Annotated in this window: 4 protein-coding genes; 1 reads left to right on the top strand and 3 read right to left on the bottom strand. The window is 62.3% G+C overall.

Annotation, left to right across the window (positions count from 1 at the left end; translation table 11 throughout):
• The 3 genes from AC07OO_RS24205 to AC07OO_RS24195 all read right to left on the bottom strand — a co-directional run.
• Positions 1–4,742, bottom strand: a 4,742-nt coding sequence (locus tag AC07OO_RS24205; RefSeq protein ID WP_495084723.1) for a transglutaminase domain-containing protein, incomplete at its 3' end; no start/stop codon positions are given.
• 47 nt (positions 4,743–4,789) lie between these two features.
• The gene (locus tag AC07OO_RS24200; protein WP_495084729.1) at positions 4,790–11,299 is read right to left on the bottom strand and encodes a carboxypeptidase regulatory-like domain-containing protein; all 6,510 of its coding nucleotides are present in this window, start codon (positions 11,297–11,299) and stop codon (positions 4,790–4,792) included.
• 703 nt (positions 11,300–12,002) lie between these two features.
• Entirely contained in the window at positions 12,003–12,923 is a 921-nt protein-coding gene (locus AC07OO_RS24195) for a LysR family transcriptional regulator (RefSeq protein WP_495084722.1), read from the bottom strand.
• A 106-nt stretch (positions 12,924–13,029) separates the two neighbouring features.
• Between AC07OO_RS24195 and AC07OO_RS24190 the strand changes: the two genes are divergently transcribed.
• Positions 13,030–13,569, top strand: coding sequence for a VOC family protein (locus AC07OO_RS24190; RefSeq protein ID WP_495084721.1), 540 nt, complete (start codon positions 13,030–13,032; stop codon positions 13,567–13,569).
• Positions 13,570–13,577 lie beyond the last annotated feature (8 nt).

Genomic DNA, 13,577 nt, shown 5'->3' with positions numbered 1-13,577 from the left:
TCGAACTGTTGGGTGCTGGCCTGGCCCAGGGCGTCGGCGCTGGCGGTGAGGCGTCCAAACTCGTCGAACTGGTTGCTCATGACGACCACGCCCCTAGGGTCGGTGATGCTTTGCAGCAGGTGGGGTTGGCTGGGGTCGGTGGCGTAGGTGAACTTGGTGACGCCGCCTGCGCGGTCGGTCACCGTGGCCAGGTCGCCCTGGGCGTTGTAGGTGTAGGCCAGGGTCTTGCCGTTGGGGTCGGTGGCGTTGGTGATGCGGCCTTGGGGGTCACGGGTGAGTGTGACGCTCAGGCCTGCGCTGTGCTGGTAGCCGGCTGCGCCGTAGGTGACGCGGTTGCCAAAGGGGTCGGTGACGTAGAGGACGCCGACGTTTTCTCTCAAGGCGTATTTGAAGCCTTCTTCGGTGGTGAGTTCGAAGTCTTTGGGGTTCCAGGTCTCGCCGGTGTCGGCATCGACGAGGTTGTTGCCTTGGGCCAGCACGGGCGGGGTGTTGATGATCTTGAGCTGGCCGCCGGCACTGGTGCGCCCCGCTAGGCTGCCGCCGCTGGGGCCTGGGACGGGGACGAACTCGATATTGGGCTGGGGCACCTGGTTGAAGGCGCACTCGGGGCTGTTTTGCGCATCAAAGCGGTACAGGGTGCCGTCGGGCAGGGTGATGCTGACGCGGCGTTTGCCCACGGGCATGAGGCACAGCTGGAGCTGGCGGGTGGTGGCTTCCCAGTTGATGCCGAAGGTGACGTTCTTGCGCACGCTGATGTCTTGCGCGCTGGCGGCCCAGCCGAAGCCGAAGTCGCCAGCTACGTCTCGCTTGGCGGTGTCGTAGGTGCGGGTCAGCATCAGGGGGAAGCCGGGGGCATCGGCGCGCACATCGGCAAAGCTCAGGCGGAACTGGCCTAGCTTCAAGTTGCCGACGAAGTCGACCGTGACGCCGGCCAGGGTCTCGACGCCATTGACATCGACCACGCGCAGCACGATCTGGTGCAGGCCGTTGGCCAAGGTGCTGGTGTCGACCTGGCCCAGGGTGGCGTTTTGCACGGGGGTGAGGCTGCGGTTGAGCGTGGTCCATGCGGTCTCAGGGGCATCTACCGGGCGCACCAACAGCTGGTAGTAGGCAAACTTGCTTGCTGTAGCGGTGCCGGTGATGGTGACGAGGCCGCGCAGGCTGGCCGCCTCCTCAGGGCTGGTGATGATGGCCTGTGCAGCGGGCGGCTGGCCGCTGGTATCGCGCACGGTGAGCAGCAGTTCGCGGCTGGCGACCAGGGTGCCCGCGCGTGCCGTGACCAGCACGCGGTGGGTGCCGGCCTGGGGCGCTGTGAAGTGGGCTACGCCATTGGCGTCCAACTGCAGGGCTACGCCGTCTAGCGTGGCGCTGACAACCGGTGTGCCGCGGCCTGCGGGCGCGCTGGCCTGCGCGGTCAGGTTCACCACCTGGCCTGGGTCTGCAATGCTGGGGTCCAGCATCACATTGAGCTGCACGCCATTGGCGTCGCCCGCAACGCTGAGCACATAGGGCTGCTGCACGGCAATGCGGCCGTCGTCCACCTGCACGATCAGGTCGAACTCGCCGGCCACGGGGCGCGGCCATTGGACCAGGCCGCTGGCGCTGATGGTCATGCCGGTAGGGGCACCGCTCAGGCTGTAGGTGAGTGCATCGCCATCGGGATCACTGGCCTGCACGGCATAGCTATAGGCCTGGCCTACGGTGGCCGTGGTGGGCGGCGTGCTGCTGATGACGGGTGGGCGGTTCAGGCGCGCAGTGTCTGGCAGGCCGCGCGACAATTGGCTGGCCAGGGATGAGATCAACCAGTCGCAGGTGTTGTTGGTCTGGGCGGCATCGCTGATGCGGCTCAAGAACAGGCCGTCGAGCAATTCTGTTTGCCCCACAAAGCCTTGCCAGCGCATGCCGGTCCAGTCGCCGAGCAGGGTTTGCACGGTGTTGAGCTGGACCAGGCTGGCGTCGACCACCGGGGTGAGCAAGACCTTGCTGGCTTGGGCATCGGCCAGGCCCAACCAGCCGACCAGGCCGGTGCGCTGAGCAGTGAGCTGCACCAGGGGTGCATTGAAGCTGGTGACGCTGTAGCTGGCCGCGCCGCTGAGCGGGTCGTTCAACACCAGGGGCTCCATGGGCAAGGGAGTGGTCGGGCCGCCCAGGTCGACCGCGTTCTGGGCGAACAGGGCTTGTTGGCCGTTGGCCACGGCGTCTTGTATGGATGTGCGCAGGTTGGAGCCTGCGTTCAGGCTGGCCAGCACCGTGGGCAGTGTGGCGCTGTCGGCACGCAGCAGGGTCTGGCCTTGCACCGCGGCGGTGGCCAAGCCCGAGAGTGCGGACTGTGCGGGGTTGCCGCCTGGGCCAAACAGGCGGTCCAACAACTGGTGGGCACTGGCGCTGGCACGCTCCAGGCTCTGCTGCTGGTAGGTCGGCACTGGGCCAGTACCACTGCGGCTTACGCTGCCACTGCCCTGGTGGTCCACATGCAGGCCCACGCCAGCGGGGCGTACATAGGTGGGTACACCCAGTACGGTATCCACTTGCAAGCGCGTGGAGGCGCGCACCAGGCTGGGCAGGCGCACTTCGGCCACACCGGCCACACTTTGGTACAGGCGTGCCTTGGCGTCCAGCGTGGCCTGGTAGGTGGTGGCCAGTGCGGAGAGCATTTGCGCGGTTTGTGCTGGGCCGGTGGGCAAGCTACCGCCCTGCAATTGGCTGCGTAGCGCAGTCAGGCCGGCGGAGAGTGCAGCCGGGGCACTGGCGCCCAGGGCTTGGCCCTGCACGGCCCAGGCGTGGGTTTCACCCACCACAATGGTGTTGTCAGAACTGAGCTGGGCACCGTCGGGGCCATTCAACACCGAGCGCAACACCAGGCTTTGGCCCAGCGTGAAGTTGCCGCCTTCTATGACCACCTGGCCGTTGAGGCTGACCTGGGCCTTGAGTTGGACCAGGTAGGCGGGTATGCGGTTGGGCAGACCGGTAGCCGGGTCTACCCCACTGCCGGAGCCGGGGCGCAGCAGGCCAGCCAGTGTGCTGACATCGGCACTGCTGGCCGGCACAAAGGCCAGGCTCAGTGTCTGCCCCTGCAAATCGGCCAGCGGGCGGGCCGCTGCAAACACGGAGGTCGCACCGTTGAGCAGATTCAATTGCAAGGACCAGATTGCGGCGGGGGCCAATACAGGCGTTGGCGTGTTGGCCGCGACCGTGGCATACGGCAGGGTTCCAGCCAACATGGGCTCTTGGTGCGCCGTAATGCTGGCCGCACCCAGGATTTGGGTGACTTGGGCATCGGCACCCAAAGCGCCCAATTGGTTGCGGGCCTGGGTGTTGAAGTCGGTGTAGCCGGCGGTCAATGCCGTGGTGTTGAGCCCACTGGCGGTGGCGGGTGTACAGGTGGCACCCTGCTTGGCACGGCCAAACAGTGCAGGGCCATTGAGCGGCACCACTTCAGCCAGATTGATGCCGGTGCTGTAGCTGTAGGGTTTGAAAGCTGCATCCAACGGCACCCAGGCGTTCAGGCCGGCATTGGGGTTGGGATGCTGGCGCGGCGTGAGGCTGGCACCGCCGTCCTTGGCGCCACGGCTGGGGCTCCAGTTGACATAGGCCACAGTCCACACATGCTCCATGCGGATGGCGGTGATTTGGCTGCCCTGGCTGATGCCGCGCGCGGCAATACCGCCCTGCTGCAGCAGTTCCAGCGCTGCTTCGGGGCGCTGCAGGCCGCCCAGCCAGTTTTGTACCTGGGCGCTGGGCAACTCGATCGTGCCCGATTGGTAGCGCGCAGGAATGCCTGCGGCGCGCAAGAGCGCAATGTGCAGGCTGGCGATGTCGGTAGCGTTGCCGCGCAAGGCATTGAGCGTGGTCTGGGCGTTTTGTGTGGCGCCGGCGTTGGGCGCAAATGCGATGGTGTTGCGCACCCAGTTGGTGATGGTGACGGGGTTGTTGCCCAGCTCCGCCGCCTTGGCGCGTATGGCCGGGGTCAGCACCACTTGCGCGGTGGCTGCTACGTCGGCATCGGTGGGGGCCTGGGCCGGCTCGGGGGCGATGGTGAATTGCAGGCCGGCCAAGGCTGTCAGGCCACTGGCGCGAACGGTCTCGGGGGCCGAACCGCCCTGCCCTTGCGACTGCAGCGTTTGTGCCGAGGGGGTGAGCAATGCGGACTTGGTCTCGGCTGGCGCACGGGGCTTGGCTTTGAGAGTGCCCCAGGGGAGTTGGGTATGGGTGGCGACCAGTTTGGCGCCAACTTCTGCATTCTGTGCAAAGAAGGCGGCCAAGTCCGCCAATGTGGCGGAGCTTGGGCTGACCAGCCAGGCCTTGCTGGCTTTGTTCAGCGCATCGGCGCGTGTGGCAAATGCCTGTCGGGCTGCCGCCGCATTGGCTTGAGCAGTGCCAGCTTGGTCACTGGGTGGTGCAAACAGCGTGGTGCGCAGCACGGCCATGGCGGAGACCGCGGCGTTGAGCTGCTGGCGTAGTTGCTTGGTCCAGGTGGTGCGTTGTGCCTCGTTCGCCGTGTTGTCCAGGGCTTGCAACTGGCGCACCAGCTCACGGGCGTCGCGCAGACGCTGTTCCAGGTCTTGGACCGACACGTCACTGAACGAGGAGACGGGGCCACTGGTGGTGACTGTTGCGGGCGGGGTCTGCGCTTGCGCCCACTGGGCTGCGAAGGTCAAGGCGGCCATCGCCAGCATGCGGGTCACGGGGTGCAACAGGGGGCGTGCGGCGCCGGTTGCTTGCATTGCAATTGCGGATTTCATCGAACTGGCCTTGAACATGGGAGGCTCTTGTAATAACGGTTTGTCCATCACGGAATGTTGCGCACGGGCTGCGCGACTTGCCACTTGAGGGCCAGCTCTTGCAACCAACGGTCGATCTGCAGCCGATAGGCCGTCATGTCCTTGCCCGTGATGAGCCGGATGGAGCCGACCGCTTCAATCAGCTTGGTGATGGCCAGTTCGGGTCGTGTCTGGGCTATGGCGTCGCGCAGGGATCGCACCACCTGGTCGCGGTTTTGAGTGTCGCGGGTCAAGCTGAAGCTCAGTGCGTTGAGATCGGCTATCAGCTTGTTGGTGGCAGTCGTGTCACTGGCTGCTGTCACTTGCAGCGCAAAGGGGTAGCTGCCGCCCAGGCCGCTGGGCTCCACATCGATCATCGTTCCCAGGAAGTGGCGACCCGTGCTGGCAGGCAAACGCAGGTACAGCGTGAGGTCTTTGCTTTGGCCCGCAGACAGGCTGAAGTCCCACTGGGCCTGCGGAGCGCCGGTCAGGATGGTGACATTGGGGTCACCTGCCAGCGCCTTGGCGCCGGTGGGCACGGTGTAGGCGAGGTTGACGTTGACCGTTGGCCCCTGGTTGCCAACCGTGGTGCGCACCGCGGCATAGGCGCCACTGGTGTAGGGCTCGGGTACTTCGGGCAGCATGAAGTCAAAGGCCTGCCTCAAGGCAACGCTCCAGTTGGGATCAGCTAGGTGGTTTTGGATGCTGCCAATGAGGTCAAAGGCCATCGCCACGCTCTTGCCTCGGCCATAGGTGTTACCGACTATCGCGACGTTGCCAGCAGGGTCGGTGCCGTTGCGTTCAGCGGCGGTCGGGCAATAGGGGCAAACGATGTTGCCCGGGAATTTGGCGACCAGGGTGCTACTGCCCACTTTGTACTTGAGCGGGCGCCCAGTTGTCTGCAGTGTTGCGCCTGTCAGCGGTGCTGTTGAGAACGTGATGGGCAGATTGATGGTCAACAGCTGATCGCGGTACTCCAGACCCAGCACTTCATCCAACAGTGTGTTCCGCGCGTCGTGCACGCCATCCACCAGCAGTCCATCACCGCGGTTGACAGCTTCGCGGATTTCCAGCGCGAGCCCATCGGTGAGTTTGTCTGCTCCCCCGGCTATCCAGACCATGTTGAACTGGCCGCCACGCATGGCGTAGGTGAAATCGTCAACATTGGCTGTGACATAGTGCGGCACTCCAGCGGTAGTCAGCAGGTTATTGACGAGGGTTGCACGTGCAGCGTTGCACTTGCTGTCATCTGCCCCAGGGCCGCTGTCGGGTATGGGAACGGGAACGGTGCCTTGCCCACCATAGCCGTCCTCCCCATTGCGGCAGGTCAGCAGCACCAGCAGGCGGCCTTGGCGCAAGGCGCTCTGTGTGATGCTGGGCTTGGTGTAGGAGCCGGCGAGCACGATGTTGGCCGTGGCCAGGGTCTGGCTCTTGCCGCCGACCGTGGCACTGAGTACCGCCACATAGGTGTTGGGAGCGCTGCCGGCGGTGTTCCACACGGGTGTCATCGCATAGGAACCACTTTGCGCGATGGTGGCGGTATAGGGCCAGCTGGCAATGGTTCTTTGTGCAATGGGGTCAACAATGGCCACGGTCAGTGCGGCGTTGTTGATGGCGGCGTTGCCCTGATTGCGCGCCATGGCCGAGATGGCTACGGAGCCACCCACGACCGCGCTGGCCGGGTTAACTTGCAAACTGCCAGTGAGTCCCACACCGCTCTGGTCCGTGGATTGCACAGTGAAGGAACCCGTGCTCTGGGCAAGCACGGTGCCCTGCGCATTGAGCAGTTGTAGCTGGGTGTTGTAGCTGCCGGCGGCCAGGCTGGAGGCCACCAGGTTGTAGGTGTACTGGCGCTGGGCTCCTGCGGTCAATTGCGCGATGCTCTCTGTTTGGCTGAAAACGCTTTGACCGCCACTGCTGAATACCGTGGTGCGGGCCTGCAGGCTGGCCTGTATGCCGTTAGCGGTGAGGTTGCTGACCAGGGCCGTGAGCTGCACCGTCTGTGCGCCGGTGTAGCTGCTGCGATCGGTGGTAATGCGCGCGCTGTTGCTTTGCGATTGGCCGGCTTGGATGCTAAACGCGGACCTGGCACTGCCAACGAAGCTGTTGCCGCTGTCGTAGAGCGAAGCCAACACATAGTAGCCGGTGCCCGCAAGCGTTTTGGCTGTATTCCAGCTGATGGGCAGGTTGACGCTACCGCCAGCGGCCACGCCATCAAACGACCGAAGGCCGAGGTTGGCAACCAACTGGTTGTCTGGTGCGTAGATCTCAAACTTGACACTGCCTCTGGACGGCACTGTATTGGTGTTGTTGACTTGTCCGGTGATATTCACCATCGTGTCTTCCGGGTAGCTGACACGGTCCGTGGTTACCCCCAAGCCCAGGAAGGCGGACGCTGTAACGCGCGGAACGTCGATCGCAGCAGTGACCAATCCGCCGGTGAAGGAGTTCAAGAAAGTGAGATGCGCGTCGGTGGACACAGGGCGCACTTCATTGAGCGCCATGTTGAGCAGGCTCAGGTCGTAGTTGATGGTGCGCCCTGCGCTGGTTACGCCCGTCAGCTTCCACACGTTGGTCGTGGTGCCATCGGCATTGACGATAGCGCTGGTCGGCGCCAAGTCTGGATTGGCCATCTTGACGTTCGCCGGGAAGGTCACGCTCAGGTCGCTGTCGATGCCACCCAGGCGATCCAAGACGATGGGCAGCCAGATGGATACCCACGTCGTGGCGGCCAACGGTGTGGACATGATGCCGTTTTCGCTAAACCAGGTGCCATCCGGGCGCTGGCGACTCAGCAACAGACGCACGGCGTTTTGCACGATAGGGTCGGATGCCGAAGGGTTCAATGCATCCAAGGCGACACCAACCTGTGCGGTGACCATGGAATCGCTTCCATTGGTGGTTGTGTAGCCCCATCCACCGTCGGGGAGCACACGGGAACGCAGTTGCGCAGCAACCACTTCCATCTTGGCCTGCAGTGTCGTGGCCATCGGTTGGCCTTGATAATGGAGTTTGGCCGCGTTGAGCCCTATCAGTCGCTGGGCAACATGCAGGTTGTTGCTGTCATCAATATTGGCGTCCTGTAACAGCCAATTGGTGGACTTGCCGATCGCCGTGTCCATGGACGCGAGCAACGCATTGGTGTCGATGACAGTGCCGGTAACCCTTGCGACCGTGTTGTCGCCCATATTGCCAACATAGATTTTTCCATCCGGGGTCTGGGTCACGCCACCCAGGAAGGCTTGAAGCAGAGACTCTCCATGCCAATCCTGGTTGTACAAATAGAGTCCCCCATCCGTCGCCACCAACCAGCCATTCGCTGTCGGTTGGATGCTGCGAGGGTTGCGATTGGTCAAAGCTACGGGAATGTCTTCAGACAAATCAGGGCGGTACCTAACAATATTGTTTCCGCCCGAGTTGGCAACCAGTAAGTCGCCAGTCGACGTGACTGCCATCCCCCAGGGATAGGACAGTGCACCGCCCGAGACGTAGACAGATTCGGTGCCTGCCGTTGTGTATTTGAAGACCTTGTTATCCCAATAGGACGACATATAGAGGCTGCCGTCTGGCCCCAATGCCAACCCCGTACCGCGTTGCGCAGAGATTTGCGTCAACGAGCCGTTGGCATTGCGCCGATAGAGACCCCCATCGGTCGCAATATAGGCCAGGCCATCGTTGGCGAACACCATGCCGATGGGATATCTCAACCCAGACATGTACTCAGAGGACACTCCACTGGGTGTGATCATGCGCACGGTGCCCGCATAGTGGTTCACTGCGTAGACATTGCTAGCGGCGTCACTTGCCAAGTGATAAGGCCCGTTGATGGCTTCGCCACTAACTGGCTGCGAGGAGTAACTCAGTGCGCTATTGGCCGGCAAACTCCTGATTGTTTTTGCAGCGTCAACCAGGCCTTTGGTGTTGAACGATATATGGGGAACATAGGCTGTCCACCAACCGACATAGTCTGCCCGCCACATGCCAAAGGGATCTTGTGAATCAACAATGAACTTGGCCAGCTTTGCAATGGTTGAGGCTATTTCGGCAGGGTTGTGCCAGGTATTCAGTGCCCAAATGCCAAACTCGGACTGATCTCCCACATACACCCCTTGGGAGGTGTGCCCGTCGATAGCGCCCGCGGCATTCTGGCGTGTGGTCAACGTGTTCAAGATAGTGCCGCGCTCTTTTGCGAAGGCGTCGTAATTCGTGAAGCGACGCGTCAGCTCACCGCTGACCAAGGCCTGTGCCTGTACGTGGCAACGGTTGCAACGGTCCGTCACAGCCTCTTGTGCTGCAGTGACGTAGTTGAAGCGGGTGGCGTTCTGAATGGCTGTCTTCACAAGCGGCGCCAGTGGATCACTGATTGATCCATTCGTGATGTCTTGGCCGTTTACCGCCACGCTACCGCGCACGGACTGCGTTCCGGTGGATACGACCAGCTTGTTGACGGTATAGGTCGCGCGACCGGCATCGCCCACATACAGCGAACCCGTGGCTTTGCCCAACCCAGCATCCGCAGCCGTCAACTCCAACCGGAAGCTGCCGCCTGCCGATGGAGTCCAGTCCTGGAAGCTCAGCGTTTGCAAGGCATTGACGGCCAAAGCACCAACCGCGATCTGCTCGGTGTGCGCGACGCTACCGTTGGCAGTGTCGATGGCCGTCAGCGTGAAAGGCTGCGCGTCTGTAGCACTGTTGCCGTCGTTTTGAACCACAGCGGTCAGCCTGACGGGCGTACCGGTTCCTGCTTGCAATACTGGCGGGTTGGCAGTGATGGATCCTGTGAAGTGCGCCTGCGCGGTCACCTGCACACTAGCGGCCCGCTCTACGAGCAGGGAGCCCATGGGGGTTGCCACGGTGATACTGCCCGGCTCTACCAAGCGCACGGTCAATGTATAGGTGCCCGCAGGATACTGTGCCGAGTTCCACACCAGGCGCACCGTGCGTTGTTGCCCCGCGGCAAGCGCCAGCTGGCCCAGCGGGTTGCCCGCGGTGTCATAGGCAAGGCCGTTGCCGATCACTCTTTGGCTCTGATCACTCACCTGCAATACGACGACTGCCGCGCCATCGGTCGTACCGGTATTGGTGATGGTTGTCGTAGTTGTCACGTCCGTCGCGCGACCCACCGATGGCGGAGCGACCGTGAGGCTGCCTATGGCAAAGCTGCCTGCGTTTTGCGGCGCCAAGGTGAAATCCTGGATCAGGTCGGTCGGCTGGGAGACTTGCAGATTGATGGTTTGGGCGTTGTACCCGGTTGCGCTGGCGCGCAGCGCGAAGCTGGTGCCACTCAGGTTGGCGATGGCATACCTGCCATCCGCTGCAGTGGTCGTCACCGTGGAACCACCCACAATTTGCACCGAAGCGCCTGCGATCCCGGCGTTTCCAGAGCCGAGAACCCGGCCGCTGATGCTGGTCGTTGCCCGAGTCGGTGCCAAGGCCACTGTGCCCGCGTCGACGGTCGAACCTTGCGGGCCGACAAAGGTTTGTGTCACGGAGCCATAACCAGCCAGCGTAAAAGTCGCGCTGTAGCTGCCTGCAGCCATGGCGAGATCGAACTGGCCAGTTGCATTGGTCGTCGCAGACGTTGTCCCGGAAGAGCCTGTGACCTGGATACCGACTCCCGCCAACGGCGTGGTCTGGCCCGCGATCACCACCTTGCCAACATAACGAATGCCAGCGGAGGGGGTTTGCCCGTTGGCATACAACATTGGGGAGAAAACAAGGGTGCGCCCCGCAACAATGGTCGCGCTGCCGGTAGCGGTCTGGTAGTTGGCAAGGCTCGCGCTGACGGTGCTGGCGCCTGGCGCCAAGCCCACGAATTCGTAGCGGCCGTCGGCGTCCGTCACCTTCGTTCCAGAAGCTGCGCCTGAAAGAGTGATGCTCACGCCCGCCATCGGCAAGTGCGTCGTGGCAGACGTCACCTGGCCGCGGAGGATGCCGGTCGTTGCAAGCTGCAGCAAGCCAACCGTACCAGTATCTGAGGTCTGCCCCACATTCACAGTTACCGAGCCCGAAGCACCGTTGTAGCCGCTGCGCGTGTAGGCAAGTCCATACGCGCCCGCAGCCAGACCTGTAGCCTCGAATGTGCCATCGTTGCCTGTAGTCACTACTCTGCTACCTGCTCCGGAGAAGCTGATAGAGACCCCGGCTAAAGGCGCATTGGTCGTTTGATCTACGACGAGTCCCTTGGCGATTCCACCGGATACAGGTGGCAAGGCGCTCTGCGCTGATAGTGCCCGCAAGACGAGCGCAGTGAGAAAGGGGTCCGCCCCCCAACTGCCATCACTCGCCTGCCGAGCCAACAAAAAACTCTTTGCATTGGCGCGCACTGTGGCGTCGGAAGTAACGGGGGTTATGGCAAGTAGCGTGACAGCGGAAGCATGGGTGTCTCGGAGCCATCCACCGTCAGCATCCTGCTGCTGCACCAGCCATGTCGCCAGCGTACGCACGGCAGTGGCAGTCGCGCTTTCGGAAGCCGTTTGCAGTGCAAGCAAGGTTATCGCACTGGATGGGACCCGGCTTCCGTCATTGGGTGCAAGCATGCCTCCGTCGGGGCCCAACTGCCCCATAAGGTACGCGCGCGCTTTCACTGCAGAGTCGCTTGACCCTTTGTTTGCTTGGGCCAGGGCCAACACCGTCCAGGCGGTGTCCACGGGGTTGCTGGCATACACCAGCCCAGCGCCAAAGCCGCCATCGGCGTTTTGTCGTTGCAACAATAGGTTTGTGGATTCCCCGGTGTCCCGACCGTTGCCAGCTAGGGCTACCACCTTGCGCGCCAGGTGTTCAGCGTTGTCGTCCGTGTCAGCAACTATTGCGGCAAGCAGACTAGAAGGTGCAGTGGCCAGCAGTTTGAGTGCATGCGCTGCTTCGGTTCGATTCTGGAGAGGGGTGGCGATGGACTGCTGTTCGCCCAACAAACTGCCGTCACCCTGGACTTGGGCAGTCAGCCATTGAAGTCCGCGCGTGACTTCGGGACTGGTTTGCGCCTGGGATGACAGCACAGCACCTGCAAAGGCACCAAAAAGAAACAGGCAGCGAATAAACGCGCGCGCGATGCCCTGCATGACAACTAACTCCCTGACTTATCGATTATTTTTTGTTACGCGACCCTCCATTCACATGAGAAAGACATGCAGACAGGCAATTTCGGCAACACAATTTGCGGTGGAGGATATCAGCAAAAATGTAAAAGTCAGTAAATTGCTTCCGAATTTGAGGCACCTTACTCACACAGTCGTCATCACCTCACACCCGCGCCCCGGCGGAACACCAGTCCTGCCGCGTCACGTACTCCATCAGATACTCAGAAAACCGCTGCGCCGCGGGCGACAACGGCCTGTCCCGCCGCGTGAATACGAAAAACTTGCGTCGCACCAAGGGCGACGTCAGCGGCCGGCTCTGCAACTGGTGCAGGCGTATCAGGCTGCTGGCATAGGGCAAACAGGTGGTCACGCCCAGGCCGGCGCTGACCATGGCAAAGGCCGTGGTCATGAAACCGACCTCGTTGGCTGGGTTCAGCGCCTCGTCGTGCAGCGAGTCGTGCAGGTCCACACGCAGGCGGTGCGTGAACTCGCCCTTGAGTGCGATCACTGGGTAGCGCAGGGCATCGTCCCAAGTGACGCGCTTCTTCTTGTTCAGCGGATGGTCCGACCGGAACACCACGACGAAGGGGATCTCGAACAGGGTCTGGGCTTCGATGTCGGCGGAAGGTTCGCGCTCCGGCCCCACGCCAAAATCCACCTCACCGCTGTGCACCTTGGCCAGCACATGCTCCACCATGCAGTCGGACAGGCGAATCTCGATGTCGGGGTACTGCTGCTTGAAGCCGGCTATCACCTCGGGCAACACGGATGCCGACATCAGCTGTGGCGCCGCCACCCGCACCAGGCCGCGCTTGAGGGCCTTCAGGTCGGTGATGGTATCCAGTGCGCCGTCCAGGTCCTGCAGCAGGCGCGCCACCAGCGGATAGAACTCGCGCCCTGCTTCCGACAGGCTGACCTTGCGCGTGCTGCGGTTGACCAGTTGCACGCCCAGCGTCTGCTCCACCTCTTTGATCAGGCCACTCAGCGCAGACTGGGTCACGTGCAGGCTGGCGGCGGCATCGGTAAAGCTGCCTGAGTCGGCCAGCGCCACAAAGGCCCGCAGTTGGCGCAGCGTGATATTCATAAGCTAAATATATAAATTCATCATAAAAATCTGTTTGAATGATAGATCAAACTCCCCTCTAATAGCGGGCATTGCGCATCTACTGCGCTGCTCTGGAGAGAAAACCATGCTGATCAAAAAAATACACCACGTCGCCTACCGCTGCATCAATGCCAAGCAAACCGTGGAGTGGTACACCAAGCACCTGGACATGGGCTTTGTGCTGGCCATTGCCGAAGACGAAGTGCCATCCACCAAGGCGCCAGACCCGTACATGCACGTCTTTCTGGACGCTGGCAACGGCAATGTGCTGGCCTTCTTTGAGCTGCCCAACAGCCCCCCCATGGACCGCGACCACAACACGCCCTCGTGGACTCAGCACCTGGCCTTTGAAGTCGGTACGCTGGCCGAGCTGGAAGCGCAAAAGGCCAAGCTGGAAGCCGCGGGCATCGAGGTCATTGGCGTCACCGACCACACCATCTTCAAATCCATCTACTTCTTCGACCCCAATGGCCACCGCCTGGAGCTGTCGGTCAATGTGGCCACTCCCGCCATGACCAAGGCGCTGGACGACGTGAAGTGGGACATGCTCAACGAATGGGACCGCACCAAGAAGGCGCCCAAGCACGCCGCCTGGATGCACAACGGCCAGGGCATTCCCCAATGAAGGTGACA

This window comes from Rhodoferax sp. GW821-FHT07G04, assembly GCF_059418585.1.
This window is presented reverse-complemented; position numbering and strand designations above follow the sequence as displayed.